This is a genomic window from Sphingomonas aerolata (genome assembly GCF_003046295.1).
Lineage (GTDB): Bacteria > Pseudomonadota > Alphaproteobacteria > Sphingomonadales > Sphingomonadaceae > Sphingomonas > Sphingomonas aerolata.
Genome location: NZ_PZZN01000002.1, coordinates 770,037 through 795,218 on the forward strand (window position 1 = coordinate 770,037; position 25,182 = coordinate 795,218).

Here is a 25,182-nt window from a genome sequence, read left to right on the forward strand (position 1 = left end):
CGGCCCGCCCTCAGTCCAACTTGCCGAGCAGCGCCAGAAACTCGTCAGGAACGGCTTCCTCGACGGTCTGCTGATAGACCGACCGCAATGCCGTTCCCATCTGCCGATCGCGGGCCGTGTCGCGCGGCTTGCCGGTGCCCTTGCCGGCGGGAGTGCCGGCGGGAGTTTCGTTCTGCGTGTCGTGGCCCAAACTCAAAATTTCCCCCTGCACGACGCACGTAAGATGATGTTTACCATAGGCCGCGGGCGGCACATGACACAGCTAGACCTGCGTCATACACTCGCGGTGATTGTCCGTGAAACCAAATAGCCTCTCGTTAGTTCCCTGTTCGAGCGAAAAATCGATATTGTCGTGGGCGTCGGGCCAAAAGGTTCCGAGGGTCTGGCAATCGGTCGGTCGCGTCATATTCTAGTATCGTCGTCCTCACCGGGCCGGCGTAACGATCAGGGAGTTACCAATACCCATGTCGCTTGGACAGCAACTCGCACCGCATCTTCCCTTTCTGCGGCGCTACGGCCGGGCCCTGACCGGCAGCCAGAGTCATGGCGACAAATATGTTCGCGCGACGCTCGAGGCGATCGTCGCGGCGCCAGATGAATTCCCGAAGGATGTCGATCCGCGTCTCGGTCTCTATCGGATGTTCCAGGCAATCTGGTCGTCGGCGAATTATGACGAGATGGGCGACGAGGGTGTGGGCGATACCGACGGCCACGCCGCAGTTGCTCGCGCACGTATGTCGCGGATGACTCCGCTGTCGCGTCAGGCGCTGTTGCTGACCGCGATGGAAGGTTTCACGCCCGAGGACGCGGCCTATCTGATCGACGTCGATGCGAACGAGGTCGAAGAGCTCGTCGCCGCAGCACTGGCGGAAATCGAAGGTCAGACACGCGCTCGCGTTCTCATCATCGAGGACGAGCCGATCATCGCGATGGATATCGAGACGATCGTGCGCGACCTGGGCCACGACGTGACCGGTGTCGCAGTGACCCGCGACGAGGCCGTGGCCCTTGCGATGGAAGAGCGTCCGGGTCTCGTGCTCGCCGATATTCAGCTGGCAGACGACAGCTCGGGTATCGACGCGGTCAAGGACATCCTTGCCGAATTCGAGGTTCCCGTGATCTTCATCACCGCGTTCCCCGAACGTCTCCTGACCGGTGAACGTCCCGAGCCCACCTTCCTGATCACCAAGCCGTTCCAGCGTTCGACAGTGAAGGCGGCAATCAGCCAGGCACTGTTCTTCGATCAGACGACCGTTCCGGGCGCCTGATGCGCCGCTAGACTTGGGCCGGGGTTGCCGTCGACGATATCGTCAGCAACGCCGGCATCAAGTTTTGATAGTTACGGACCCAAAACGGCGTTCGGGGGTTTCAGTCTCATGGTTGACCCAAAAGAGCAGATCCACGTCGCCGGCGAAGACGCCCGCGCCGGCGCAACACCGCATATGACCCGCTATATCCTTGTGATATCACTGGTCCTGGTTATCGCCATTTTTGCATTTCTCGTCATTCGATAGCATATGCGTGGCGTGGCGGACCGGTTGATGCCGGTCCGTATGCTCAAGATTGCCGTCCTCTGGGCGGCGGTCGTCATTCGGGAACGATCGGAATTTCATGGTACAGCCCGCCCAGCGTGACGACGAAGTCGACGGCGCCGAGCCTCAGGTCGCGCCCGTTGAGCACGTCTCGCTTTCCGATGCCGAGTTCAAGGTCCAGCTTGCCCAGGTGATTCCGCACCTTCGTGCGTTCGGGCGTTCGCTGTCGGGCAGCCGCGACCTTGCGGATGACCTGGTGCAGGAGACACTGCTGAAGGCGTGGGCCGCACGGCTGCGCTTCCAGGCTGGCACGAACATGCGTGCCTGGACGTTCATCATCCTGCGCAACCTCTATCTGTCACAGATGCGCCGCGCCCGTTTCAAGGGTGAATGGGACGATCTGGTGGCGGATCGTATCCTTGCAGCCCCCGCGAGCCAGGACCGGCATGTCGAGCTGGGCGATATGCAGCGCGCATTGATGCACCTGCCGCAGCCTCAGCGTGAGGCGTTGATCCTCGTCGGCGCGGGCGGGTTTGCGTATGAAGAGGCAGCGGAAATCTGCAACGTGGCGGTCGGCACGATCAAGAGCCGGGTTGCGCGTGGCCGTGTTGCGCTCGAAACCATTCTGACGGATGGATCGCTGCCGTCGCGTCGCGATCATGAAACCGACACGACGAAGACGGCACTCGACTCGATCATGGGCGACGTCGAGGAACTGAGCCGCGGGCGTTGATATAGACGCTCGCCGCGGCTGGCGTTTGAATCAGTGGCGTCGCGAGGATACAGTGTCGAGCTCACGCAGCAACGATATGAACTCGTCAGGCATTCCGGAATCACGATCGAATGCACCGCGCAGCGACTGCCCGATCGCATCCGTCTTGCGGGGCGCGCGAACGACCAGATGATCGGTCTGGTCACGGCGGATGGTCGGGTGCAGATGGGTCATGCAGGGTCAACGAGCTTCAAGGCTTTTTGTTGCTACCCTGGCTTGACTTTATAAAAGAATTGTGGGGTGTGGCTTGGATAACGCGCATCGGGCGTCGGACATCATCGCCGCGACGCAGCGCGCGCGACGCTGGTCCCCCTTCCTCGCCATGCTCCTCGACCGCGAGCCTGTCCTTGCCGCCGCGCTGGCGGAGGGGCGGCTGGATCCCATCCCGGCGCCGCTCGATCTCGACATGCCGGTCGCACGACGCCTACGCCTCGAACGGCGTGCGCTCGCGCTGAGGGTCGCGATCGGTGATCTGGCCGGCGTGTTCGACCTAAGCGCCGTGACGCAGCAGCTCACCGGGTTTGCCGACCACGCGCTCGACACCGCGATCCGCACCGCGATCGAAGAACGCACACCCGGCGCCGAACCGCGCGGGTTCGCCGCGATCGCGCTCGGTAAACAGGGCAGCGGCGAACTCAACTATTCGTCGGATATCGATCCGATCCTGATCTACGATCCGGACACGCTGCCGCTCCGCCCGCGCGAGGAACCCGAAGCCGCCGCCGTGCGGATCGGCAAGCGCGTCGTTGAACTGCTCCAGGCACGTGACGGCGACGGCTATGTGCTGCGCGTCGACCTCCGCCTGCGGCCGTCTCCCGAGATCACGCCGATCGCGCTGCCGATCGATGCGGCGATCAGCTATTACGAGGCGCAGGCGCTCCCCTGGGAGCGTGCCGCCTTCATCCGCGCGCGCGCCGCAGCGGGCGATATCGCGCTTGGCAGGCAGTTCCTCGACACGGTCCGCCCGTTCGTCTGGCGGCGCGCGCTCGATTTCGGCGCGATCGGCGAGATTCGCGGCATCTCGCGACGGATCCGCGATCATCATGCGCAGGGTCAGGCCTTCGGGCCGGGTTACGACCTGAAGCGCGGCCGCGGCGGGATCCGCGAAGCCGAATTCTTCGCGCAGATCCATCAGTTGATCCATGGCGGTCGCGATCCCGTACTCCGCGCGCCGGCCACCCGCGTCGCGCTTGCGCGGCTGGCGGAGGCGGGGTGGATCGGCGGAGATGAGGCGCGCGCGCTGATCGAAAGCTACACGCTGCTGCGGACGATCGAGCACCGGGTGCAGATGATCGACGACCGGCAGACGCATGCCTTGCCGACCGGCGATGCGCTCGAGCGGGTGGCGTGGCTGCACGGGCTCGACGGCAGCGCCGCGTTGTTGGCGCTGCTCGCCCCACACGTGGCGGCGACCGGGCGGATCTACGACGCGCTCGACGATGGCGCGGCATCCGGGCTTTCGCATGATCCGACGCGGCTCGACGCCGAGCTGGCAGAGGCGGGGTTTGCCGAACCCGAACCCGCGCGCCAGCGGATCGCCGCGTGGCGGGCAGGGGCCTATCCCGCGCTGCGTAGCAGTGCCGCGCAGGCGGCGCTCGAGGCGGTCCTGCCGACGCTGGTCCCGGCGCTCGCCGCCGCGCCCGAGCCGCAGGCCGCGATGCTGAGACTCGATTCGATGCTCGAGCGTCTGCCGAGCGCGATCAACGTATTCCGACTGCTCGAAGCACGACCGGCGCTCGCCACGCTCCTTGCGGCGATCCTGAGCCACGCGCCGACGCTGGCGGAGGAACTGGCGCGGCGCCCCGCGCTGCTCGACGGGTTGATCGATGCGACGGCGCTCGCCCCGGTCGCGGCGGTCGACGCGCTGATCGACCGGATGCGCGCGGGCGAGGCGGGGCTCGATTATCAGGGGCGGCTCGATCACGTCCGGCGCGTGGTCGGCGAACTGCGCTTTGCGCTGGGTGCGCAGATCGTTGCGGGGACGTCGGATCCGCTCGACGTCGCGGCGGGCTATGCGCGCGTGGCAGAGGCGGCGATCGCGGTACTGGCGGAGGCGACGATTCGCAGCTTTGCCGACGTCCATGGCCGGGTGCCGGGCAGCGAACTCGTGATCCTGGCGCTCGGCCGGATGGGCGGGGCGATGCTGACGCATGCGTCCGATCTCGACCTCGTCTACCTCTTCACCGGCGATTTCACTGCCGAGTCGGATGGCGCCAAACCGCTTGGCGCGACGCTCTACTACAACCGGCTGGCGCAGCGGGTGACTGCGGCCTTGTCGGTCGCGACCGCGGCCGGGCCGCTCTATCAGATTGATACGCGGCTGCGGCCATCGGGGGCGCAGGGGCCGCTGGTCGTGACGCTCGACAGCTTCGCACGCTATCAGCATGAGGAGGCCTGGACGTGGGAGCATATGGCGCTGACCAGGGCGCGGCCCGTCTTCGGATCCGCGCCCGCCCGGGCGGCGCTGTCGGCGGTGATCGCCGATGTCCTGACCGGTGCGCGGACCGAGCGCGACGTGGTCGGCGATGCGACGCGGATGCGCGCCGACATGGCCGCGCACAAGCCCGCCAAGGGGCCGCTCGACGCAAAGCTTCTGCCGGGTGGTCTGGTCGATCTCGAATTCGCGACGCATGTCGTACAACTCGTTGAGCGCAGCGGCTTCGATGCCAATCTGGGGCGTGCGATCGCGCAGCTCGTCGCCGAAGGGCGGATGCCCGCGACGATGCTCGCCGCGCATGATATCCTGACGCGGCTGCTCGTGACGCTGCGGCTCGTCGCGCCCGACGCGGCGCCGCCCGGCCCGCCGACGCAAGCGTTGATCGCGCGCGCGCTCGGGCTGCATGACTGGCCTGCGGTTCTTGCGGGCCTTGCCGAGGTCCGGCAACAGGTGACCGCGTTCTGGCACGAACTGACAGGAGAGCAGGATGAATGACGGTGCGATGATCCCGGACGTCGCGGTGACGATGCCCGATGGCACGGTCGTCGCGCTGACGACGCTGGCGCGGCCGCTGGTCGTCTATTTCTATCCCAAGGACGATACCGCCGGCTGCACCCGCGAGGCGCAGGACTTTTCCGCGCTCGAGTCGGCCTTCGCGGAGATCGGGGTCGGCGTGCTCGGCGTGTCGAAGGACGGACCCGCCGCGCATGCCAAGTTCAGCGCCAAGCACGGGCTGACGGTCTCACTGGCGACCGACGTCGATGGCACGGTCTGCGAGGGTTTCGGGGTCTGGGTCGAGAAGGCGATGTACGGCCGCAAATATATGGGAATCGAGCGCGCGACCTTCCTGTTCGACGCGGACGGCCGACTGGCGACATCGTGGCGCAAGGTCCGGGTCCCCGGCCATGCCGAAGCCGTTCTTGCTGCCGCCAAGGCGCTGATCCCGCGATAAAGACCCTTCCACGGGGCAGGGCGCGGCGTCGCCTGGCGGGGCGATTCCTTTTTACCGGTACCATTTGGTTTCAACGGCTCAACGCACGCGCGTCCCGGTCCACCCCAAGTTAGCGGCGCGGCTCTTGCCGAAGTGGGTCAAATCGGCACACATCCTGACTTGTCTGGGACGCGGAGGGGCTGCGGTTCAGGACAGAGTCTTGGCGCCGGGCCCGTTTGCGATCCGGCTCCTGTTTTTTGTCGGGGACCAATGGTCGATATCACCGTTTCCGCTGCAGCCTTAGCCAACCGCGCAGCCTTTCGTATCAAGACGCTCTTCGCCGCGCGGGACCTGACGGTTCACGACGGCCACTCGGTCCGCCGGGTTCGCCTGGGCAGCCGCAAGCAGGCCGCGATGGCGGCACTCAGCGCCGTAACGCTCGGCTTTTCCGGCTATGGTGCCGCGCAGGCAGCCTATGGCGCCGCAGCCGCGACCGGCGTCGTTGCCGCACCCAATTCCGAACTCCAGGTCGCGCAGATGGAGCGCCGCATCGGTCAGATGCAAGCGCGCGTCGCGACCATTCGCGAGACCGCCGCAGCACACGCCGCGCGGGTCGAACAGCGCCAGCAGCTGATCACCGCCGCCCTGACCGGCAAGGGCGACGCCAAGGCGATGGCGCTGGCCACGCTGGCGATCGACCCCGCGCCCGATGCGCTGGCCGCCGATGTCGTCAAGCCGCTGGTCAAGGTCGAAGGCCGCCAGCGCGTTCTCGCTGACGCTGCCCAGACCATCCTTGATCAGCGCTATGCCGACACCACCGACACCGTGCGCAAGCTCGGCCTGCGCCCCGAACGCGTCGCTGCCGCCGCCAAGCGCACCCAGGCGAGCAAGCAGGCCGCCATGGGCGGACCGCTGGTCGCTGCCGACAGCCCCGAGGCGCTGGCCGATGTCCGCGCCGACGCCCAGTTCCGCACGCTGTTCCAGACCTGGAAGAAGCTCGATACGCTGCAGCAGGGGGTGATCGCGATCCCTTCGGTCCAGCCGGTTCATCTGCTGTCGTTCACCAGCAATTTCGGCATACGTTCGGATCCGTTCCGCGGAACCGCTGCGATGCATGCCGGCGTCGACATTCCGGGTCCGGTCGGAACGCCGATCTACGCCACGGCTGACGGCATCGTCTCGCATGCCGGTCGTCAGGGCGGCTATGGCAATCTCGTCGAGCTCAATCACGGCAAGGGCATCGCGACCCGGTACGGCCATCTCTCGAAGATCCTCGTCGGCGACAATGCCCGCGTGACGCGCGGCCAGCTGATCGCGCTGATGGGCTCGACCGGTCGCTCGACCGGCCCGCATCTTCATTATGAAGTCCGGATCGACGGTCATGCCGTGAACCCCATTCCGTTCCTCACGAGCGCCGACTACCTTCTCGCCGCGCAGGATCGCTCGGTCGGTGCCATCCCGGTCTCGACCGACGGTCCTGCGGCGCAGGACTGAGCCGTACGGTTTTCTATCAAGCCCTGTCCGCGGTCCTCCGCGGCAGGGCGAGGTTGCCGCGGATAGCGGGACCGCCTATCTCGGGACCATGGTAACCCTGGCTCCCGACATCATCCTGACCCCCTCCGCTGCGGCGCGCGTCGCCGCCATTGCTGCCCGACAGGGCAAGCCGGCGATCCTGCGCCTTTCGGTCGATGGCGGTGGCTGTTCTGGTTTCCAGTACAAGTTCGGGTTCGCCGATGCGGCCGAGGCGGATGACGTGGTTGCCGAACGCGACGGCGTCCGGCTGGTCGTCGACAGCGTCAGCATCGACCTCGTCCGGGGTTGCGCTGTCGACTATGTCGAGTCGCTCGCCGGCGCGGCGTTCCGCGTGGAGAACCCCAATGCAGCCTCGGGCTGCGGTTGCGGCTCGAGCTTTTCGGTCTGACGCCCGGTGAAGATCGTCACGTACAACATCAACGGGATCAAGGCTCGTCTCCCGCGGCTGCTCGAATATCTTGCCGAAGAGCAGCCCGAAATCGTCTGTCTGCAGGAACTCAAGACCAGCGACGAAACCTTTCCGGCCGCGGAGATCGAGGCGGCGGGGTACGGTGTTGTCTGGCATGGGCAAAAGGCCTGGAACGGCGTGGCGATCCTTGCCAAGGGGCAGACCCCCAGGGTCCGGCAACGCGGCCTTGAAGGCGAGCCGGAAGACGAGCACAGCCGCTATATCGAGGCCGAGGTCGACGGGCTGACGATCGCCGCGCTGTATCTGCCCAACGGCAATCCGCAGCCCGGCCCGAAATTCGACTATAAGCTGCGCTGGATGACGCGGCTTGCGGCGCGCGCGCGCGTGCTGCTGGCCGAGGAGGTACCCGCCATCCTCGCGGGCGATTACAACGTGATCGCGAATGACGACGACACGTTTTCGGTGTCGCGGATGCAGGACGATGCGCTGATGCAGCCCGAAAGCCGCAGCGCCTATCGCGCGTTGCTCGGGCAGGGCTGGACCGATGCCCTTCGAACGCAGTTTCCCAAGGGGGGCGTGTGGACCTTCTGGGACTATCAGGCGGGCGCGTGGCAGCGCGACGCGGGCTTCCGCATCGATCATCTGCTGCTCAGCCCGCAGGCGGCCGACCGGATGATCGATGCCGGTGTCGACAAGGCCTATCGCGGCCGCGAGAAGGCGAGCGATCATGCCCCGACCTGGGTCCGCCTGCGATGAATGCACCGGCGGGGCGGCTTGCTGCGGGTGTGCTAGCGACGCTGCTATTGGCCTGTTCGAGCCAGGTTTGCGCGCAGGAGCGGGACTATTGCCCTGAACGCCCGGGGATCGATACGCCCGCCTGCACCATGGAAAAAGGCCGCGTCTCGGTCGAAACCGCGCTCGCCGACTGGACGCGCGACGACGGGGCGGGGTCGCGCGAGGACAATGTCCTGATCGCCGATACGCTGGTCCGGGTCGGGGTTAGCGACACGGTCGAGGCACGGGTGGGATGGACACCGTTCGGCCATGACCGGACGCGCGACGAAACGGGCATCGACGTCGCGGACCGCATCGGCGACCTGTCACTGAGCATGAAGGCCAGCCTGAGCCATCCCGACGGCAAGGGCCTGTCGATTGCCGTCCTGCCGTTCGTGACGCTGCCCGTCGGCCGTTCGCCGGTCGGTGATGGCGACTGGGGCAGCGGGTTGCTGCTGCCGGTGACATTCGAAATGTCCGACACGGTGTCGCTCGACCTGACACCCGAAGTCGATGCCGCGGTCGACGATGACGGGCATGGCCGGCACCTGGCCTATAGCAGCGCGGTCGGCCTCGCCTTCACGCTCGACAAGGCGGTGACGCTGAATGCCGAGTTGCAGGCACTGCGCGACGATGACCCGTCCGGCCGCAGCACCCAGGCACTGGCTGCGCTGTCGCTCGCCTGGATGGCCCGCGACGATCTTCAGTTTGACATTTTCGGGGCGGCAGGCTTGACCCATGATACCCCCGACGCGCGACTATATGCGGGGGTGGCGCGGAGGTTCTAGATGATCGCGGTGCTGATCGGACTGCAGGCCGTCGCCGGCCCCCCGCTGCCGCGCGAACTTCGCCCCCCGGTCGCTCGGGCGGCGACCCCCTGTCCCGTAACGCCGCCCGGTGGCGAGATCGTCGTCTGTGGCCGGCCGACCGACCAGCGTCTTGCACGGCTTCCCACGCCGCCGGTAAGCGCACCCGATGCACCGATGACGTTCCGGCTGCCGGGCGGCGGGACGGGCAAGGTCCACGCAGTCCAGAGCACGCTGCCGGGGGCGACCGGATCCGGGGCGGTGGTCACGCTGCGCATCCCGTTCGGTCCGGGTCGCCGAGCGGCCGACCCCGCCCGTTAGGCTCAGGCCGGGTCGCGGGGCCGGGTCCGGAGCGCATCGCTGAGCGAGGCGGTGCCGCTGCCGCGTCGTGCCGGCTTGGGCTGTGACGGGGCAGGCGACCAGCCGGTCAGGAAGATGATCTCGAAACGCTCAGCAGTCCGCCCGCCCGCGTCGGCGAGCTCGGCAAAGGCCTGTGCGAGCCTCGCCAGCGCCTGCCGGCCAAGCGCGCTGCGCCCCGCGAGCACGTTCGTCGCCGCCATCCCGCGAAGATCGCCGAGCAGTCGCCCGACATCGCGGTAGCCGACGTTCAGCGTCTCGATGTCCGCCACCGGCAGCGCAAAGCCCGCGCGCATCAGCAGATCGCCCGCCGAACGGACGTCGATCTGCGGATGCAGCCGCGCGGCGGGTCGCTCCGCCTCCGCCACCCGCAACGCCTGGCGGAGCGACGGCAGGCTCCCCGCCCCGACGAACGCGCCGAGGAACAGTCCATCCGGGCGCAGCACGCGGCGGATCAGCGACAGCGCGCCGGGCAGGTCGTTGACCTGGTCGAGCACGCCCGCGCTGACGACGAGGTCGAACGATGCGTCGGCAAAGGGCAGCCGGTCCTCGTCGGCCTGAACCCCGCCTGCGTGCGCGGCAAAGCCGTGGCCCGCATCGCAGCGTACGACCCGTGCTCCCGGGGGCGCGACGAACGCGCCGTCGAAACATCCAAGGTCGAGAATGTCGGCAAAGTCCCGCGTCACCGCATCGAGCCGCTCGGCGATCCCGTCGAGCATCGTCGCGCGCACGAAATCCGCGTCGGCATAGGCGGCACGCGCGCGGTCGCGGCGCTGGCGGCGGGCGACCCGGTCGAAGATTTCCGGGGCGCTGCCTTGGCTGGGGTCTGGGATCTGCACGCCGCGCTTGTGCCGTCTGCATGCTTTGACGACAAGGGCGGATGCGGTTGCTCGATCCGATTGGCGCGGTGATCCGGCTAGCGCTGCCGCCGCGCTGCCCCGGCTGCGGCAGTCCGGTGGCGGCGGACCATCGGTTCTGCGCAAGCTGCTGGAACGGCCTGCACTTTCTCGGTCCGCCCTGGTGTGCCGCGTGCAACCTGCCCTTTGCGCATGATCGCGGCGACGGCGCATTGTGCGCCGCGTGCCTCACCCAGCCGCCGCGTCACGCGGGCGTCCGCGCCGCGGTCGCCTATGGACCGGTTGCGCGCGGCCTGGCGCTGCGGCTGAAATATGGCGGCCGAACCGCGTTCGCCGCGACGATGGCGCGTTCCATGCACCGGCTGATGCCCGAGCATGCGGCGCTGATCGTGCCGGTACCGCTACACCGCTGGCGCCTCTGGTCGCGCGGGTTCAACCAGGCGGCGCTCATCGCGACGACGCTCGCGAGCCTGTCGACCGTGCCCGCCGACCTGAATGTCCTCGTCCGGACGCGGCAGACGACCGTGCTGCGCGGGCTCGGCAGGCGTCAGCGCGGCAAGGCGGTGGCGGGCGCCTTCGCCGTCGCGGCGGGCGGGCGCGACCGGCTGCGCGGCAGGGCGGTCGTGCTGATCGACGACATCTATGCGAGCGGGGCGACGAGCGCGGCGTGCACCGGCGCGCTGCTCGCGGCGGGGGCGGAATCGGTGACGATCCTGTGCTGGGCGCGTGTTCTGGACGACACCGATTATTGACAAGCGCGCGGTCAGACCACACCTGAAAATAATGGCTAAAGTTGAAATCTACATCAAACAATTCTGCCCCTATTGCACGCGGGCGATGAAGCTCCTTGCCGCCAAGGGCGTCGAACCGGAAACGTTCGACGTGACGATGGGCGGGCCGAAGAAGAAGGAGATGGTCGAGCGCTCGGGTGGTCGCATGACCATGCCGCAGGTGTTCATCGACGGGAAGCATATCGGCGGGTCGGACGACCTTGCCGCGCTCGATGCCCGGGGTGGGCTCGACCCGCTCCTGGCCTGATGCCCCGCATCGCGCTTTTGCAGATGACCAGCGGGATCGATCCCGCGGTCAATGCTGCAACGCTGATCGCTGCGATCCGGTCGGCGGCAGGGCAGGGCGCGGTGATGCTGTTCACCCCGGAAATGTCGGGTCTGATCGACCGCGATCGCGCGCGGGCCGCCGCGTCGATCGTGGCCGAGGCCGACGATCCTGTGCTCGCTCGCGTCTGCGCCGCTGCGGCCGAGGCGGCGATCTGGGTGCATCTTGGCTCGCTCGCCGTCCGCCGGGCAGACGGCCGGTTTGCCAATCGCGGGTTCGTGATCGATCCGGCGGGCAGTATCCGCGCGCGCTACGACAAGCTCCACCTCTTCGATGTCGATCTGCCGACGGGAGAAAGCTGGCGTGAATCCGCGGCCTATGCCGCGGGCGACGCGGCGATCGTCACGCAGACGCCGATCGGCATGCTGGGCGCATCGATCTGTTATGACCTGCGCTTTCCCGACCTGTACCGCGCAATGAGCGATGCCGGCGCGACGGTCCTCTCGGTCCCGGCGGCGTTCACCAGGCCGACGGGGGCCGCGCATTGGCATGTCCTGCTCCGCGCCCGGGCGATCGAATCGGCCTCCTACGTCGTCGCCGCGGCGCAGACCGGCGTCCACGCCGATGGTCGCGCGACCTATGGCCATTCGCTGGTCATCGATCCCTGGGGCACGGTCGTGCTCGACATGGGTGAGGCGGCGGGTCTCGGCTATGCCGAGATCAGCTCGGACAGTGTGACGGATGTCCGCGCGCGAATTCCGGCGCTCGAACATCGGCGGCCGATCCCCTCGGTGGCCGTGATCCGGTGATCGTCTTCGACCTGAAATGCGGCACTGGGCATGTGTTCGAGGCGTGGTTCGGCTCGAGCGCGGCCTATGAGGCGCAGCGCGCAGCGCGACAGGTCGAATGCCCGCTCTGCGGCGATGCAGAGGTGGCGAAGGCGGTGATGGCGCCGGCCGTCTCGGGCAAGGGCAACCGCGTGGCCGACGCCCCGACGCCTGCGCGGATGAAGGCGATGATGACGATGCTGGCATCGAAACAGGCCGAACTGCTCGCGTCATCGCGGTGGGTCGGCGGCGCCTTTGCGGATCGCGCACGCGCGATGCATCTCGGCGACGAGGCCCCCGAACCGATCCACGGCCAGGCCAGCCTCGCCGAGGCCAGGGCGCTGGTCGAGGACGGTGTCGCCGTGCTGCCGCTGCCGCTCCCGGTCACGCCACCCGATACGATCAACTAAAGATCGCGTCGCTGCGGCCCAGCCATCCACAGGCGTGAGGCAACGCCGCTGAGTCAGCGACGTGGATTCAAGACACTCCATCGGGGGCTGGTCTATTCCGCTTTGCTCTGTGACGCGGCTATGCGATCATGGTCACTCTGGACCGACGGGAATGGGGCTAGTATGGACGTCGCGTGCGTGGCCCCGTAGCTCAGCCGGATAGAGCACCAGATTCCTAATCTGGGGGCCAGTGGTTCAAATCCACTCGGGGTCACCACCACCGACATTATCAAGCGATCCGCCGCCTGCGGGCATCGCGACACGCGTCAGGGATGTAGATTGGCCGGCGACCGGGGTTGTCGTCTGGCGCGGCCGGGTCGCGAGGGTTCAGGGGCAATCAGGCGACGTTGACCCCTCCGCGGAGGTGGCAACGTCGCCTGGCGTCCCGGTCAGGCTTAGGCCTTGACGTGCTGCGAGATGTACTTGTTCATCTCGAACATGGTGCACTTGTCACGGCCGAAGACCTTCTTCAGCTTCTCGTCGGCGAGGATCTCGCGCTTGTTCTCAGGGTTCTGCAGATTGTGGGCCTTGATATAGACCCAGACCTTGCTGATCACTTCGCTGCGCGGGAGCTTGTCGTTACCGACGATCTCGCCGAGCTCGGGAGAGGGCTGGACGGGGGCGTGGATGCCGCCGGTCTTGGGAGCTGTAGCCATAAGCATTCCTTCCTGTTCGCATGCGTGCGTTAGGCACTGCACGCGTGGTCACGCCTTGTTGAGCGCGCCCGCCTTGTGCGCTGCCTTGCCGCCATTGTCACTCTTTACGATGAATTGCGGCTCGTCCTTGGACGCGCGGACGGTGTGACCCTTGATCGTCGTGTCGCTGGTCTGCTTCTTTTCGACCGTGCCGTGCGCGGTGCCGCCGGGGGATTTCCAGGTGACCTCGTCGCCCTTTTTCGGATCCTTCATCACACCATCTCCTTGATATTCAACGATCAAGCGCAGAGGTGCGGGTTTTGTTGCATGATCCGCGGTTGCAGACCCAGGGGCTGCGGTTCATCTGATGCGCCACCAAGGAGACCCATGCATGAAGACCCGCGCCGCCGTAGCCTTCGAGGCGAAAAAACCGCTCGAGATCGTCGAGCTCGACCTCGAGGGACCCAAATCCGGCGAAGTTCTGGTCGAAATCATGGCCACGGGCATCTGTCACACCGATGCCTACACGCTCGACGGACTTGATTCGGAAGGCCTTTTCCCGAGCGTGCTGGGGCATGAAGGGGCGGGCATCGTCCGCGAGATCGGCGCGGGCGTCACCAGCGTCGCGGTCGGCGATCACGTCATCCCGCTCTACACCCCCGAATGCCGCCAGTGTAAGTCGTGCCTGAGCCAGAAGACCAATCTGTGCACCGCGATCCGCGCGACGCAGGGGAAAGGGCTGATGCCCGACGGCACGACGCGGTTCAGCTACAAGGGCCAGCCGATCTTCCATTACATGGGCTGCTCGACCTTTTCGAACTTCACCGTGCTGCCCGAGATCGCACTGGCCAAGATCCGCCCCGACGCGCCGTTCGACACCTCCTGCTATGTCGGTTGCGGCGTGACGACGGGTGTCGGCGCGGTCGTCCACACCGCGAAGGTCCAGCCCGGCGATACCGTCGTCGTGTTCGGGCTCGGCGGGATCGGGCTGAACGTGATCCAGGGCGCGCGACTGGCGGGCGCAGGGATGATCGTCGGCGTCGACATCAATCCCGACCGCGAGGAATGGGGTCGCCGCTTCGGCATGACGCATTTCGCCAACCCGAAGGATGTGGGCGACATCGTCCAGCATATTGTCGCCCTGACCGACGGCGGCGCGGATTATACGTTCGATGCGACGGGCAACACGACCGTCATGCGCCAGGCGCTCGAGGCCTGTCATCGCGGCTGGGGCACCTCGATCGTGATCGGCGTGGCCGAGGCGGGCAAGGAGATCAGCACGCGGCCGTTCCAGCTCGTCACCGGGCGCAACTGGCGCGGGACCGCGTTCGGCGGTGCGCGTGGACGTACGGACACGCCCAAGATCGTCGACTGGTATATGGACGGCAAGATCGAGATCGACCCGATGATCACGCACCGCCTGACGCTCGACGAGATCAACAAGGGGTTCGACCTGATGCACGCCGGCGAGAGCATTCGCTCCGTCGTGATCTATTGAGGGAGGGAAACATGTTCAGCCACATCATGTTGGGTGCCAATGATATCGCGGCGTCGAAGGCGTTCTACGACGCCGCACTGGGCGCACTCGGCGTGCCCGAAGGCGTAATCGATGAATGGGGCCGGATCGTGTACGCGCACGCCGGCGGCCGCTTCCTCGTCACGCCGCCGATCGACGGGCAGCCGGCCACGCACGGCAATGGCAGCACGATGGGGTTCGCCGCGGCCTCGCCCGAGGCGGCGGACGCCTGGCATGCCGCGGGGCTCGCGCATGGCGGCACCGCCTGCGAGGATCCGCCCGGCGTCCGGCACGGCACTGCGGGGCGCACCCTGTATCTGGCGTATCTGCGTGACCCGTCGGGTAACAAGCTCTGCGCCACTCACCGGGTCGCATGATGGAGACGTTATCGACCAGCACGGCGTTCGGCGGCACGCAGGGCGTCTACTGCCACGCCTCGACCGCGACCGGCACCGACATGACCTTTGCGGTCTATGTCCCGCCGCACGCGCCGGATGCGCGCTTGCCGGTGCTGTGGTTCCTGTCGGGCCTGACCTGCACGCATGCCAATGTCATGGACAAGGGCGAGTATCGCCGCGCCTGCGCCGAGCACGGCGTGATCCTGATCGCGCCCGACACGAGTCCGCGCGGAGAGGGGGTTCCCGACGACGACGCCTATGATTTCGGCCAGGGCGCGGGCTTCTACGTTGATGCGACCGAGCAGCCCTGGGCCGCGAACTTCACCATGAAGCGCTATGTCGAGGACGAACTCCCCGCGCTGATCGCCGCGGAGTTTCCTATGGCGGACATGACGCGGCAGGGGATCACCGGGCATTCGATGGGCGGGCACGGCGCGCTGACGATCGCGCTGCGCAATCCCGACCGGTTCCGCAGCGTGTCGGCCTTCGCGCCGATCGTCGCGCCGCTGCACTGCCCCTGGGGTGAAAAGGCACTGACGGGGTATCTGGGGCCCGACCGTGCCGACTGGCGTGCGTACGACGCCTGTGCGCTGATCGCCGATGGCGCGCGGGTCGCCGACATCCTGGTCGATCAGGGGGAGGCCGACGGCTTCCTCGACGAACAGCTGAAGCCGGCGCTGCTGGCGGACGCGTGCGCGGCGGCGGGGATCGAACTGACGGTGCGGATGCAGCCGGGGTACGACCATAGCTATAATTTCATATCGACCTTCATGCCGGATCATGTCGCCTGGCATGCGGAACGGCTGCGGCGCGCCTGACACGCCGTCGCGCAAGCGATATGATGCGGCCCTTGTGTTCGGGCCGCGGACGGCCGCATGGCGCGCGGCGGGCGGGAGTCCGCTGCGATATTGTTGATATTATTATACCTCGGTCGGGCTTTCGTACCGAGGACCTTGCACGCCGTCCTGCGGCGGAATGATGGAGCGCTGTGATGATCGCCGAAACGCCTTTTGCCGATGCCGAGCCAGCCGTCGGCCCGGATGGCAAGCTGATCGTTCCGCAGGAGGTCGAGGCGGCGATCCGGACGCTGATCCGCTGGACCGGCGACGATCCGACGCGCGAGGGGCTGGTCGATACCCCGCGTCGGGTCGCGCGCGCGTGGAAGGAATATTGCGCGGGCTATGGCGATGATCCGGCGAGGCATCTCGAACGCGTGTTCGAGGAGGTCGGCGGCTATGACGAGATCGTGTTGCTGAAGGATATCCCGTTCCAGTCGCACTGTGAGCATCACATGGCGCCGATCATCGGCAAGGCGCACATCGCCTATCTGCCGCGCAACCATGTCGTCGGCATCTCGAAGCTGGCGCGCGTGCTGCACGGCTTTGCCCGCCGGTTGCAGGTGCAGGAGCGGCTGACCGCGGAAGTGGCCGACTGCATCTGGGAGCAACTGCAGCCGCAGGGCGTCGCGGTCGTGATCGAGGCGACGCATGCCTGCATGGCCGCGCGCGGCGTGCGGACGCCGGGGGTGACGATGGTCACCAGCCGGATGATGGGCGTGTTCCGCGAGGATGAGCGTAGCCGCAAGGAGGTGCTGTCGCTGATGGGCGCGCGCGCATGATCCGAACCGTCCTGGTCACCGGCGGGGCGAAGCGCTTGGGCGCCGCGATCGTCCGGCGGCTGGCGGCGGACGGGCATGCGGTGGTCGTGCATCAGGGGCATTCGCCCGAGGAAGCCGATGCGCTGGTCGACGAGATTGTCGCGACCGGCGGCCGTGCGGCGGCGGTCGAGGGCGATCTGAGCGATCTGCACGGGGTCGGCGATCTGTTCGCGGCGGCGCGGGGCGCGATCGGCGGTCCGATCGACGGGCTGGTCAACTGCGCATCGAAGTTCGAATTCGATCGGCCGCCCGCGGTCGATCCTGCGCTGTTCGCCGAGCTGGCCGCGATCAACTGCGGCGCGCCGGTGCTGCTCGCCTCGGCGCTGGCGTCGCAGGAGGATGTCCGTGACGGCGCGATCGTCAATCTGCTCGACCAGAAGGTCGCGAACCTCAACCCCGACTTCTTCTCCTATAGCTGCGGCAAGATCGCGCTGGAGGGGGCGACGGTGATGCTGGCGCAGGCGCTGGGCCCCCGGATCAGCGTCAACGCGGTGTCGCCGGGGCTGACCCTGCCGAGCGGGGACCAGACTGACGCGGAATTCGAGGCAGTGGCGAGCGACAACCTGCTCCAGCGCCCGGTTGGGGCGAAGGCGGTCGCGGATGCGGTCGCATGGCTGCTGACGGCTAGGGGCGTGACCGGGCAGAATATGTTCGTCGATTGTGGCCAACGGTTTCTGGCGCGCGACGGCGACGTGATGTTCGACCGGCATCATGGGGAGCGCAATGGCTGAGTTCACGACGATCCTCGACGGGCTCGAGGTGATGATGCGGCTGGGCATTTATCCGCACGAGGTGGCGCCGCAACGCGTCGTCGTCTCGGTCGAGATGACGGTCGTGTATCCGGGGCCGCTCGGCGAGGATGCGATCGGCGAGGTGCTCGATTACGACTTCGTCCGCGCCGGGATCCTGGCGATGGCGGCGGAGCGTCCGTTCGCGTTGCAGGAGACGCTGTGCGAGGCGATTGCGGCGCTGTGCCTGGGTGACGCGCGGGTGCGGCGGGTCGAGGTCGAGACGATGAAGACCGACATCTACCCCGATGCCGCGATCGGGTGCCGGATCGTGCGCGAACGCGTGATCTAGTGGAGGCGATAGTCCCACGACCGGGCGCATTTGGCGCCCGTGAGCGGCGCCAATCCTGGAGCCGGCTCGTTCCCTGCCCATAACCCCCTCATTCGGAGACTTATGGTGAACATTCTCGTCGTCCTTACCTCGCATGCCGATCTCGGCGATACCGGCCGCAAGACCGGCTTCTGGCTCGAAGAGCTTGCCGCGCCCTATTACGTGTTCAAGGATGCCGGCGCGACCATCACGCTCGCCTCGCCGGCCGGTGGCCAGCCGCCGCTCGATCCGAGCAGCGCGAAGCCCGATGCGCAGACCGATGCGACGCGCCGGTTCGAGGACGATGCCGAGGCGACGGCTGCGCTCGCCGACACGCGGAAACTGTCCGAGATGAAGATCGCCGATTTCGACGCGGTGTTCTATCCCGGCGGACACGGCCCATTGTGGGATCTGGCCAACGACCAGGCGTCGATCGCGCTGATCGAGACGACCATCGGCGCGGGCAAGCCCGTCGCGCTGGTCTGTCACGCGCCCGGCGTGTTGCGCGACGTGAAGGCGGCCGATGGCTCTCCGCTGGTGAAGGGGAAGACGGTCACCGGCTTCACCAACAGCGAAGAGGCCGCGGTCGGGCTCAGCGATATCGTGCCGTTCCTCGTCGAGGACATGCTCGCGCAGCAGGGTGGAAATTATTCGAAGACCGCCGACTGGGGCGTGCATGTCGTCGAGGACGGCCTGCTGATCACCGGGCAGAACCCCGCATCGTCGGAAAAGGCGGCACAGGCGCTAATGGCGAAGCTCGGCTGAGCGAACGGCCACCGGCTTGACCGGTGGCCGCCCTTCTGGGTGTCAGGCGCGGTTGGCGGCGCTGAGGACGGCACGGACCGAGGCGGTGGCGATGTCGGTGTCCATGCCGACACCGAACACCGTCTTGCCCGCCGCGGTCCGGCATTCGACATAGGCCGCCGCCTGCGCGTCCGCGCCGTGGCCGATCGCATGCTCGTTATAATCCACCACATCGAGCGTCGGCCCGGTCGATTCCGCGATCGCCGCGATCACGCCCGAGATCAGCCCGTTACCGCGCCCCGAGATCGACCGTTCCTCGCCATCGATCGCGACGCGGCCGATGAAGACGCGCTGCCCCGCGGTGCCGCTTTCCTCATAGTCGCGCAACTCCACGCGATCGTCGGCGTGCGGGAGGTAGGTCCGCTCGAACAGCTGCCAGATATCCGCCGCATTCAGTTCGCGGCTCGTCTCGTCGGCATAGGCCTGCACGTGACGGCTGAAATCGGCCTGCAACCGCTTGGGCAGCTTCAGCCCCTTGTCCTGCTCGATCACCCAGGCGACGCCGCCCTTGCCCGACTGCGAGTTGACGCGGATCACCGCCTCGTAGCTGCGGCCCAGGTCGGCGGGGTCGATCGGGAGATAGGGGACCTCCCACAACGTATCGTTCTTCGCCTCCTGCGCAGCGAATCCCTTCTTGATCGCATCCTGATGGCTGCCCGAAAACGCGGTGAAGACGAGGTCGCCGGCGTAGGGCGTGCGCGGGTGGACTGGGATGTTGGTGCAGTAATTCACGGTGTTCACGACCGCGTCGATGTCCGACAGGTCGAGCTTCGGATCCACCCCCTGCGTGTACATGTTGAGCGCGACGGTCACGAGATCGCAATTGCCGGTGCGCTCGCCATTGCCGAGCAGGCAGCCCTCGACGCGGTCCGCGCCCGCCATCATGCCGAGTTCGGCGGCGGCGACGCCGGTGCCGCGGTCGTTGTGGGTGTGCAGCGAGATCGCCACCGAGTCACGGTTGCGGATATTGCGGCCGAACCATTCGATCTGGTCGGCATAGATGTTCGGCGTCGCGCATTCGACGGTGGCGGGCAGGTTGAAGATGATCGGGTTTTCGGGCGTCGGCATCAGGACGTCCATCACCGCCTCGCAGACCTCGAGGCTGAACTCGAGTTCGGCGGTCGAGAAGGTCTCAGGGGAATATTCGAACTGCCAGCGGACGTTCGGTTGCTTGGCGGCCTCGTCGCGCAGCACCTTGGCGCCGTCGATCGCGATCTGCTTCACCTGCGCGCGATCCATCCCGAACACGATCTTGCGCCATGCGGGCGATACGGCATTGTAGAGGTGGACGATCGCGGTCTTCGCGCCGACGAGGCTGGCAAAGCTCGTCTCGATCAGGTCGCGGCGCGACTGCGTTAGCACCTGGATCGACACGTCGTCGGGGATCCGGCCGGTCTTGACCAGGCCGGATATGAAATCGAATTCGGTCGCGCCCGCGCTCGGGAAGCCGACCTCGATTTCCTTCAGCCCGACCTTGCAGAGCAGGTCGAAGAAGCGGGTCTTCTTCTCGGCATCCATCGGGTCGATCAGCGCCTGGTTGCCGTCGCGGAGATCGGTCGACAGCCAGCGCGGCGGCTTGACGATCGTCTTCGACGGCCATTGGCGGTCGGGCAGGTCGATTTGCGGGAAGGGTCGGTATTTGGTCGATGGGTCGCGCAGCATGGCTCGTGTCTCTCGTGATCGGGAGCGTTCGGGTCAGCCCTTAGGCGCGAGGCGCGGGGGCTGGCCACCACGCAAACGATCGGCGCGCCTAAGGGCGCGTAAGTCGAAGCAGCAGGAGGCGACCGTGAGACATTGCGTCTTTCCTATCGCGCGGACACGGTAAATGTCCAGCGCGATAGGGTCGGCGTACGTATTATTGCGCAGCGAATGCCGCGTTGATCGTCAGGTCGACCTTGTCCGACACGACGGGGGCATAGGCGCCGATGTTGAAGTCGCTGCGTTTGATCGAGGTCGTCGCGCGGAAGCCGAAGTTCAGCTTCTTGTTCATCGGGTTCGCGCCCGCGCCGACGAACGTCGCCTGCAGCACGACCGGCTTGGTGACACCCTTGAGCGTGAGATCACCGGTGATGGTCGCCTTGTCGCCGGTCGCGACGACCTTGGTCGAGACGAACTTGGCGGTCGGGTAGGTCGCGGCGTCGAAAAAGTCCTTCGACTTCAGATGGCCCGCGAAGGGTGCGGACGTGACCGACAGCTGGTCGATCGCGAAATTGACCTCGACCTTGGTCGCGTTCGGCTTGGCCGGATCGATCGTAATGCTGCCACCCGACGCGCCGAGCTGCCCCTCGAGCATCGAGAAGCCCATATGGTTGAGCTGCCACGTCACCTGCGTGTGGTTGGCATCGACCGCATAGGTGCCAGCGGCGACGCGCGCCTTGACGGGGGCGCCGGGGACGGCGGCAGTCTGCGCCAATACGGGAGCGGCGGTGAGGGCGAGGATGGTGGCTAGGGCTAGGCGCATGCGGGGTCTCCTGTTGAACGCGCGATGCTGGCCGAGCGGAGGGAGCGCGTCAAATGACGTTATGCCAACGCTGTGTTTCGGATTTGGGTCGGTGGGGGGTGGGGGGAAGGCACGCTCGCTGTTGTTCCCCCGCGGACGCGGGGGCCCAGCTGAACCACGATCACCGCCCGAGACCCTGGACCCCCGCCTTCGCGGGGGAACGGGCGGCTGGGGGAGGGGTGCGCTTACTGCAAATGCCACCACCCCGGCGAAGGCCGGGGTCCAGCTGGGGGACGGTGCTGACGGAAGACGGCGCTTCGTTACTCCGGCCTTCCCAACTGGGCCCCGGCCTTCGCCGGGGTGGGGTAGGGGGTGTTGCGGCGAGCGACGCGCAATCCCCACGCCCGCCCGTCGGCCCCGGCGAAGCCGCGCCCTATGGGCGGGCCCCGTCGTGCCGGCCGCGCTCGCGCTTAGTTGCGCTCGCGATCCACCAGCGCATTCTTCCCGATCCACGGCATCATGCCGCGCAGTTCGCTGCCGATCTTTTCGATCGGATGCGCCAGCGCCTGCTTGCGCGCCGCTTTCAGTTCGGGCTGGCCCGCACGGTTGTCGAGGATAAAGTTCTTCACGAAACGGCCCGACTGGATGTCGGCCAGCACGCGCTTCATTTCCTTCTTCGTCTCGTCGGTGATGATCCGCGGACCCGTGGTAATGTCGCCATATTCGGCGGTGTTCGAGATCGAATAGCGCATGTTGGCGATGCCGCCCTCATAGAGCAGATCGACGATCAGCTTGGTCTCGTGCAGGCACTCGAAATAGGCCATTTCGGGGGCGTAGCCGGCTTCGGTCAGCGTCTCGAACCCGGCCTGGATCAGGTGGGTGATGCCGCCGCAGAGCACGGCCTGCTCGCCGAACAGATCGGTCTCGCATTCCTCGCGGAAATTGGTCTCGATGATGCCCGAGCGCCCGCCGCCGACGCCCGATGCATAGGCGAGCGCGATGTCGTGCGCGTTGCCCGACTTGTCCTGGTCGATCGCGATCAGGCAGGGGACGCCGCCGCCGCGGACATATTCGCTGCGCACGGTGTGGCCTGGGCCCTTGGGCGCGATCATGATGACGTCGAGATCGGCGCGCGGCTCGATCAGGCCGAAATGGACGTTCAGGCCGTGCGCGAACGCGATCGTCGCACCCTGCTTCAGATTGTCGTGCAGGTCGGTCGCGTAGATCGCGGCCTGATGCTCGTCGGGGGCGAGGATCATGACGATATCGGCCCAGGCCGCCGCCTCGGCGTTCGACTTGACCGCGAAACCCGCCTCGATCGCCTTCTTGGCGGTCGGCGAGCCCTCGCGCAGCGCGATCGCGACGTCCTTGACGCCCGAATCGCGCAGGTTCTGCGCATGCGCATGGCCCTGCGAGCCGTAACCGACGATCGCGATCTTCTTGTCGGTGATCAGGTTCAGGTCGGCGTCGCGATCGTAATAGACACGCATTATATTCTTCCTTCTTTCGTCGTTCCGGCGGACGCCGGAACCCAGGGTTCCAGGCGGCGCCGTTCGTGGCTCTGGGTCCTGGCGTTCGTCAGGATGACAGGTAAATTCAGGCCGGCTCTTTGCCGCGGGCGATCGCGACGATACCGGTGCGGGCGACTTCGATCAGACCGACTTCGCCCATCAGTTCGACGAACTTGTCGATCTTGTCGATCCCGCCGGTCACTTCGAACACGAAGCTCGACGTCGTCGCATCGACGACGCGCGCGCGGTAGACGTCGGCGAGGCGGAGCGCCTCGATCCGGTGGTCGCCGGTGCCGCGCACCTTGACCAGCGCCAGCTCGCGCTCGACGTGCGCGCCCTGCGCGGTCAGGTCGGTGACCTTGTGGACGGGGACGAGCCGGTCGAGCTGCGCGAGGATCTGCTCCATCGTCGCGGGCGACGCGCTGGTGACGATCGTGATGCGGCTGACCGCCTTGTCGGCGGTGATCTCCGACACGGTCAGGCTCTCGATATTATAGCCGCGCGCGGTGAACAGGCCGGCGATCCGGGCGAGGATCCCCGGCTCGTTGTCGACGATCACGGCGAGCGTGTGCCGCTCGGCCTTTTCCTGGGAAATATGCATCAAACCAGTGCCTTCGCTTCGTCGTCCATCGTGCCCGACACTTCGTTCGCCTGCAGGATCATGTCGGTATGCGCAGCACCGCTCGGGATCATCGGGAAGCAGTTGGTCAGCTGCGACACGCGGCAATCGACGATCACCGGGCCGTCATAAGCCAGCATCTCGGCAATCCCGCTGTCGAGCTGGTCGCGCGTCTCGATCAGGATGCCCTTCCAGCCGTATGCCTCGCCCAACCGGACGAAATCGGGCAGCGAATCCGAATAGCTCTCGGCGTAGCGGCTCTCATAGGTGAGCTCCTGCCACTGGCGGACCATGCCCATATACTGGTTGTTGAGGATGAAGATCTTCACCGGCAGCCGGTATTGGGTGGCGGTCGCCAGCTCCTGGATGTTCATCTGGATCGACGCCTCGCCCGCGATGTCGATCACCAGCGCGTTCGGATTGCCGAGCTGCGCGCCGATCGCGGCGGGCAGGCCGTAACCCATCGTGCCGAGACCACCGCTGGTCAGCCACTTGTTCGGCTTTTCGAACCCGAAATGCTGTGCGGCCCACATCTGGTGCTGGCCGACCTCGGTCGTGATGATCGGGTTGCGTGCCTTGGTCGCGTCGAACAGCGCCCGGATCGCGCGCTGCGGCATGATCTCGTTCGGGTCGTTCTCGGGAAAGTCGAGGCACTTGACCGCACGCCAGCCGGCGATCCGCCGCTGCCAGTCGGTGGTGTCGGGCTTGGGATGCCGGCGGCTCTTCCAGATCCGCACCATGTCCTCGAGCGCATGGCCGACGTCCGCGATGATGCCGAGATCGACGCGCACCGTCTTGTTCACCGACGAGCGATCGATGTCGATGTGCACCTTGCGCGAATTCGGGCTGAACGCGTCGAGCCGTCCGGTCACGCGGTCGTCGAACCGGCTGCCGAGCGCGACCACGAGGTCGGCCTGGTTCATCGCCATGTTGGCCTCGTACGTGCCGTGCATCCCGAGCATGCCGAGCCACTGCTCGCCGCTCGCGGGATAGGCGCCGAGGCCCATCAGCGTCGACGTCACCGGTGCGCCGGTGATGCGGACGAGTTCACACAGCAGCTGGCTCGCGGCCGGACCCGAATTGATGATGCCGCCGCCGGTGTACAGGATCGGGCGTTCGGCCGCCGCGAGCATGTCCACCAGCTGCTCGATCTGCGACTGGTCGGCCTTCACCTGCGGGCGATAGGTTTTGTGCTGGATCGGGCCGGGCTTCGTATAGCGCGCGGTGGCGACCTGCACGTCCTTGGGGATGTCGACGACCACCGGACCCGGACGCCCCGAGGTGGCGATGTGGAACGCCTCGTGGATCACCCCGCCGAGCTTGGCCGGGTCCTTCACGAGATAATTATGCTTCGAACAATGGCGCGTGATGCCGACGGTATCGGCCTCCTGGAACGCGTCGGTACCGATCAGCGCGGTCGGCACCTGGCCGGTGATCACCACCATCGGGATCGAATCCATCAGCGCATCGGTGATCCCGGTGACTGCATTGGTCGCGCCGGGCCCCGAGGTGACGAGCACCACGCCGGGCTTGCCGGTCGAGCGGGCATAGCCCTCTGCCGCATGCGTCGCGGCCTGTTCGTGGCGCACCAGGATGTGCTTGATCCGGCCGCTGCGAAACAGCGCGTCGTAGATCGGCAGCACGGCACCGCCCGGATAGCCGAACACGACCTCCACGCCGAGATCGCACAGCGCCTCGATCAGGATATCGGCTCCACTCTTCTCGGTCATCACGTCAAAATCCTTTCGAATGCGCCGCCTTTAG

At 66.8% G+C, this 25,182-nt stretch carries 30 protein-coding genes and 1 tRNA gene; 21 read left to right on the top strand and 10 right to left on the bottom strand.

Features of this window, described 5'->3' with window-relative positions:
- Window positions 1–10: 10 nt before the first annotated feature.
- Window positions 11–196 (bottom strand): NepR family anti-sigma factor, encoded by a 186-nt coding sequence (locus C8J24_RS17870; RefSeq protein WP_146163677.1) that lies wholly within the window; start codon window positions 194–196, stop codon window positions 11–13.
- Window positions 197–464: 268 nt separating this feature from the next.
- Here C8J24_RS17870 and C8J24_RS10935 point away from each other — a divergent pair, with 268 nt between their 5' ends.
- Together C8J24_RS10935 and C8J24_RS10940 are read left to right on the top strand one after the other, a co-directional pair.
- Window positions 465–1,268: a response regulator gene (locus C8J24_RS10935; RefSeq protein WP_031394883.1), complete on the top strand. Its 804-nt coding sequence runs from the start codon at window positions 465–467 to the stop codon at window positions 1,266–1,268.
- Between the two features lie 343 nt (window positions 1,269–1,611).
- A complete protein-coding gene (locus C8J24_RS10940) occupies window positions 1,612–2,265 on the top strand; it encodes a sigma-70 family RNA polymerase sigma factor (RefSeq protein ID WP_031439350.1) in 654 nt (217 codons plus the stop codon).
- 30 nt (window positions 2,266–2,295) lie between these two features.
- On the opposite strand, the gene C8J24_RS10945 is transcribed toward C8J24_RS10940, so the two are convergent.
- Entirely contained in the window at window positions 2,296–2,478 is a 183-nt protein-coding gene (locus tag C8J24_RS10945) for a hypothetical protein (protein ID WP_107932295.1), read from the bottom strand.
- 148 nt (window positions 2,479–2,626) lie between these two features.
- On the opposite strand from C8J24_RS10945, the gene C8J24_RS10950 reads away from it, so the two are divergent.
- The 7 genes from C8J24_RS10950 to C8J24_RS10980 all read left to right on the top strand — a co-directional run bounded on the left by C8J24_RS10950 (window position 2,627) and on the right by C8J24_RS10980 (window position 9,515).
- Entirely contained in the window at window positions 2,627–5,236 is a 2,610-nt protein-coding gene (locus C8J24_RS10950; protein WP_107932821.1) for a bifunctional [glutamine synthetase] adenylyltransferase/[glutamine synthetase]-adenylyl-L-tyrosine phosphorylase, read from the top strand.
- Window positions 5,229–5,693: a peroxiredoxin gene (locus tag C8J24_RS10955; protein ID WP_107932297.1), complete on the top strand. Its 465-nt coding sequence runs from the start codon at window positions 5,229–5,231 to the stop codon at window positions 5,691–5,693. Before C8J24_RS10950 ends, C8J24_RS10955 begins: the two co-directional genes overlap by 8 nt.
- 249 nt (window positions 5,694–5,942) lie before the next feature.
- Entirely contained in the window at window positions 5,943–7,166 is a 1,224-nt protein-coding gene (locus C8J24_RS10960) for a M23 family metallopeptidase (protein ID WP_107932300.1), read from the top strand.
- Window positions 7,167–7,254: 88 nt separating this feature from the next.
- Window positions 7,255–7,593, top strand: coding sequence for an iron-sulfur cluster insertion protein ErpA (gene erpA / locus C8J24_RS10965; protein ID WP_107932301.1), 339 nt, complete (start codon window positions 7,255–7,257; stop codon window positions 7,591–7,593).
- 6 nt (window positions 7,594–7,599) lie between these two features.
- Window positions 7,600–8,370 (top strand): exodeoxyribonuclease III, encoded by a 771-nt coding sequence (gene xth, locus C8J24_RS10970; protein ID WP_107932303.1) that lies wholly within the window; start codon window positions 7,600–7,602, stop codon window positions 8,368–8,370.
- The gene (locus C8J24_RS10975; protein ID WP_107932305.1) at window positions 8,367–9,176 is read left to right on the top strand and encodes a transporter; all 810 of its coding nucleotides are present in this window, start codon (window positions 8,367–8,369) and stop codon (window positions 9,174–9,176) included. Before xth ends, C8J24_RS10975 begins: the two co-directional genes overlap by 4 nt.
- The gene (locus C8J24_RS10980; RefSeq protein ID WP_107932307.1) at window positions 9,177–9,515 is read left to right on the top strand and encodes a hypothetical protein; all 339 of its coding nucleotides are present in this window, start codon (window positions 9,177–9,179) and stop codon (window positions 9,513–9,515) included.
- A gap of 2 nt (window positions 9,516–9,517) precedes the next feature.
- Here the strand turns inward: C8J24_RS10980 and C8J24_RS10985 are convergent, their stop codons facing one another.
- Window positions 9,518–10,390, bottom strand: a complete 873-nt coding sequence (locus C8J24_RS10985; protein WP_244180624.1) for a class I SAM-dependent methyltransferase — start codon at window positions 10,388–10,390, stop codon at window positions 9,518–9,520.
- 41 nt (window positions 10,391–10,431) lie between these two features.
- Here C8J24_RS10985 and C8J24_RS10990 point away from each other — a divergent pair, with 41 nt between their 5' ends.
- The 5 genes from C8J24_RS10990 to C8J24_RS11010 all read left to right on the top strand — a co-directional run bounded on the left by C8J24_RS10990 (window position 10,432) and on the right by C8J24_RS11010 (window position 12,957).
- Entirely contained in the window at window positions 10,432–11,160 is a 729-nt protein-coding gene (locus C8J24_RS10990) for a ComF family protein (RefSeq protein WP_244180626.1), read from the top strand.
- Between the two features lie 31 nt (window positions 11,161–11,191).
- On the top strand, window positions 11,192–11,446 hold the full coding sequence (gene grxC, locus C8J24_RS10995) for a glutaredoxin 3 (RefSeq protein WP_031396302.1): 255 nt from the start codon (window positions 11,192–11,194) through the stop codon (window positions 11,444–11,446).
- Window positions 11,446–12,273 carry a carbon-nitrogen hydrolase family protein gene (locus tag C8J24_RS11000; RefSeq protein ID WP_107932313.1) on the top strand — a complete coding sequence of 276 codons (828 nt, stop codon included), beginning with the start codon at window positions 11,446–11,448 and terminating at the stop codon, window positions 12,271–12,273. The genes grxC and C8J24_RS11000 overlap by 1 nt, the downstream gene beginning before the upstream one ends.
- The gene (locus C8J24_RS11005; protein WP_107932315.1) at window positions 12,270–12,701 is read left to right on the top strand and encodes a DUF1178 family protein; all 432 of its coding nucleotides are present in this window, start codon (window positions 12,270–12,272) and stop codon (window positions 12,699–12,701) included. The genes C8J24_RS11000 and C8J24_RS11005 overlap by 4 nt, the downstream gene beginning before the upstream one ends.
- A 179-nt stretch (window positions 12,702–12,880) precedes the next feature.
- Window positions 12,881–12,957, top strand: a tRNA-Arg gene (locus tag C8J24_RS11010).
- A gap of 178 nt (window positions 12,958–13,135) precedes the next feature.
- Here C8J24_RS11010 and C8J24_RS11015 read toward each other — a convergent pair.
- Together C8J24_RS11015 and C8J24_RS11020 are read right to left on the bottom strand one after the other, a co-directional pair.
- A complete protein-coding gene (locus tag C8J24_RS11015) occupies window positions 13,136–13,396 on the bottom strand; it encodes an SWIB/MDM2 domain-containing protein (protein ID WP_031394799.1) in 261 nt (86 codons plus the stop codon).
- Window positions 13,397–13,444: 48 nt separating this feature from the next.
- On the bottom strand, window positions 13,445–13,648 hold the full coding sequence (locus tag C8J24_RS11020; protein WP_031394798.1) for a hypervirulence associated TUDOR domain-containing protein: 204 nt from the start codon (window positions 13,646–13,648) through the stop codon (window positions 13,445–13,447).
- A gap of 118 nt (window positions 13,649–13,766) precedes the next feature.
- On the opposite strand from C8J24_RS11020, the gene C8J24_RS11025 reads away from it, so the two are divergent.
- From C8J24_RS11025 to C8J24_RS11055, 7 genes are all read left to right on the top strand, one after another.
- Window positions 13,767–14,873 carry an S-(hydroxymethyl)glutathione dehydrogenase/class III alcohol dehydrogenase gene (locus C8J24_RS11025; RefSeq protein WP_031439099.1) on the top strand — a complete coding sequence of 369 codons (1,107 nt, stop codon included), beginning with the start codon at window positions 13,767–13,769 and terminating at the stop codon, window positions 14,871–14,873.
- Window positions 14,874–14,884: 11 nt separating this feature from the next.
- Complete coding sequence (locus C8J24_RS11030) at window positions 14,885–15,268, top strand: VOC family protein (RefSeq protein WP_107932317.1); 384 nt, start codon at window positions 14,885–14,887, stop codon at window positions 15,266–15,268.
- Entirely contained in the window at window positions 15,268–16,107 is an 840-nt protein-coding gene (fghA, locus tag C8J24_RS11035; RefSeq protein WP_107932319.1) for an S-formylglutathione hydrolase, read from the top strand. Before C8J24_RS11030 ends, fghA begins: the two co-directional genes overlap by 1 nt.
- A 173-nt stretch (window positions 16,108–16,280) precedes the next feature.
- On the top strand, window positions 16,281–16,907 hold the full coding sequence (gene folE / locus C8J24_RS11040; RefSeq protein ID WP_107932321.1) for a GTP cyclohydrolase I FolE: 627 nt from the start codon (window positions 16,281–16,283) through the stop codon (window positions 16,905–16,907).
- Window positions 16,904–17,677 (top strand): SDR family NAD(P)-dependent oxidoreductase, encoded by a 774-nt coding sequence (locus tag C8J24_RS11045; protein ID WP_107932323.1) that lies wholly within the window; start codon window positions 16,904–16,906, stop codon window positions 17,675–17,677. Before folE ends, C8J24_RS11045 begins: the two co-directional genes overlap by 4 nt.
- Window positions 17,670–18,026: a dihydroneopterin aldolase gene (locus tag C8J24_RS11050; RefSeq protein WP_031439104.1), complete on the top strand. Its 357-nt coding sequence runs from the start codon at window positions 17,670–17,672 to the stop codon at window positions 18,024–18,026. Before C8J24_RS11045 ends, C8J24_RS11050 begins: the two co-directional genes overlap by 8 nt.
- Before the next feature lie 105 nt (window positions 18,027–18,131).
- Window positions 18,132–18,809, top strand: a complete 678-nt coding sequence (locus C8J24_RS11055) for a type 1 glutamine amidotransferase domain-containing protein (protein WP_107932823.1) — start codon at window positions 18,132–18,134, stop codon at window positions 18,807–18,809.
- 42 nt (window positions 18,810–18,851) lie between these two features.
- Here C8J24_RS11055 and leuA read toward each other — a convergent pair whose 3' ends face one another.
- The 5 genes from leuA to C8J24_RS11080 all read right to left on the bottom strand — a co-directional run bounded on the left by leuA (window position 18,852) and on the right by C8J24_RS11080 (window position 25,148).
- Window positions 18,852–20,510, bottom strand: coding sequence for a 2-isopropylmalate synthase (gene leuA / locus C8J24_RS11060; RefSeq protein ID WP_107932325.1), 1,659 nt, complete (start codon window positions 20,508–20,510; stop codon window positions 18,852–18,854).
- A gap of 193 nt (window positions 20,511–20,703) precedes the next feature.
- Window positions 20,704–21,309: a YceI family protein gene (locus C8J24_RS11065; protein ID WP_056405452.1), complete on the bottom strand. Its 606-nt coding sequence runs from the start codon at window positions 21,307–21,309 to the stop codon at window positions 20,704–20,706.
- Between the two features lie 449 nt (window positions 21,310–21,758).
- Complete coding sequence (ilvC, locus tag C8J24_RS11070) at window positions 21,759–22,778, bottom strand: ketol-acid reductoisomerase (protein ID WP_107932328.1); 1,020 nt, start codon at window positions 22,776–22,778, stop codon at window positions 21,759–21,761.
- Between the two features lie 106 nt (window positions 22,779–22,884).
- Window positions 22,885–23,400 (bottom strand): acetolactate synthase small subunit, encoded by a 516-nt coding sequence (gene ilvN / locus C8J24_RS11075; RefSeq protein WP_031395186.1) that lies wholly within the window; start codon window positions 23,398–23,400, stop codon window positions 22,885–22,887.
- On the bottom strand, window positions 23,400–25,148 hold the full coding sequence (locus tag C8J24_RS11080; protein ID WP_107932330.1) for an acetolactate synthase 3 large subunit: 1,749 nt from the start codon (window positions 25,146–25,148) through the stop codon (window positions 23,400–23,402). Before C8J24_RS11080 ends, ilvN begins: the two co-directional genes overlap by 1 nt.
- Between the last annotated feature and the right edge of the window lie 34 nt (window positions 25,149–25,182).

Coding starts and splice junctions, on each gene's coding strand:
- grxC (WP_031396302.1), top strand. CDS start 11,192: ATGGCTAAAGTTGAAATCTACATCAAACAATTCTGCCCCTATTGCACG.
- C8J24_RS11030 (WP_107932317.1), top strand. CDS start 14,885: ATGTTCAGCCACATCATGTTGGGTGCCAATGATATCGCGGCGTCGAAG.
- C8J24_RS11000 (WP_107932313.1), top strand. CDS start 11,446: ATGCCCCGCATCGCGCTTTTGCAGATGACCAGCGGGATCGATCCCGCG.
- erpA (WP_107932301.1), top strand. CDS start 7,255: ATGGTAACCCTGGCTCCCGACATCATCCTGACCCCCTCCGCTGCGGCG.
- C8J24_RS11020 (WP_031394798.1), bottom strand. CDS start 13,648: ATGAAGGATCCGAAAAAGGGCGACGAGGTCACCTGGAAATCCCCCGGC.
- fghA (WP_107932319.1), top strand. CDS start 15,268: ATGGAGACGTTATCGACCAGCACGGCGTTCGGCGGCACGCAGGGCGTC.
- ilvN (WP_031395186.1), bottom strand. CDS start 23,400: ATGCATATTTCCCAGGAAAAGGCCGAGCGGCACACGCTCGCCGTGATC.
- leuA (WP_107932325.1), bottom strand. CDS start 20,510: ATGCTGCGCGACCCATCGACCAAATACCGACCCTTCCCGCAAATCGAC.
- C8J24_RS11080 (WP_107932330.1), bottom strand. CDS start 25,148: ATGACCGAGAAGAGTGGAGCCGATATCCTGATCGAGGCGCTGTGCGAT.
- C8J24_RS10945 (WP_107932295.1), bottom strand. CDS start 2,478: ATGACCCATCTGCACCCGACCATCCGCCGTGACCAGACCGATCATCTG.
- C8J24_RS11045 (WP_107932323.1), top strand. CDS start 16,904: ATGATCCGAACCGTCCTGGTCACCGGCGGGGCGAAGCGCTTGGGCGCC.
- ilvC (WP_107932328.1), bottom strand. CDS start 22,778: ATGCGTGTCTATTACGATCGCGACGCCGACCTGAACCTGATCACCGAC.
- C8J24_RS10950 (WP_107932821.1), top strand. CDS start 2,627: ATGCTCCTCGACCGCGAGCCTGTCCTTGCCGCCGCGCTGGCGGAGGGG.
- C8J24_RS10980 (WP_107932307.1), top strand. CDS start 9,177: ATGATCGCGGTGCTGATCGGACTGCAGGCCGTCGCCGGCCCCCCGCTG.
- C8J24_RS11015 (WP_031394799.1), bottom strand. CDS start 13,396: ATGGCTACAGCTCCCAAGACCGGCGGCATCCACGCCCCCGTCCAGCCC.
- C8J24_RS11065 (WP_056405452.1), bottom strand. CDS start 21,309: ATGCGCCTAGCCCTAGCCACCATCCTCGCCCTCACCGCCGCTCCCGTA.
- C8J24_RS11050 (WP_031439104.1), top strand. CDS start 17,670: ATGGCTGAGTTCACGACGATCCTCGACGGGCTCGAGGTGATGATGCGG.
- C8J24_RS10990 (WP_244180626.1), top strand. CDS start 10,432: ATGCGGTTGCTCGATCCGATTGGCGCGGTGATCCGGCTAGCGCTGCCG.
- C8J24_RS11025 (WP_031439099.1), top strand. CDS start 13,767: ATGAAGACCCGCGCCGCCGTAGCCTTCGAGGCGAAAAAACCGCTCGAG.
- C8J24_RS10960 (WP_107932300.1), top strand. CDS start 5,943: ATGGTCGATATCACCGTTTCCGCTGCAGCCTTAGCCAACCGCGCAGCC.
- folE (WP_107932321.1), top strand. CDS start 16,281: ATGATCGCCGAAACGCCTTTTGCCGATGCCGAGCCAGCCGTCGGCCCG.
- C8J24_RS10975 (WP_107932305.1), top strand. CDS start 8,367: ATGAATGCACCGGCGGGGCGGCTTGCTGCGGGTGTGCTAGCGACGCTG.
- C8J24_RS10955 (WP_107932297.1), top strand. CDS start 5,229: ATGAATGACGGTGCGATGATCCCGGACGTCGCGGTGACGATGCCCGAT.
- C8J24_RS10940 (WP_031439350.1), top strand. CDS start 1,612: ATGGTACAGCCCGCCCAGCGTGACGACGAAGTCGACGGCGCCGAGCCT.
- C8J24_RS10935 (WP_031394883.1), top strand. CDS start 465: ATGTCGCTTGGACAGCAACTCGCACCGCATCTTCCCTTTCTGCGGCGC.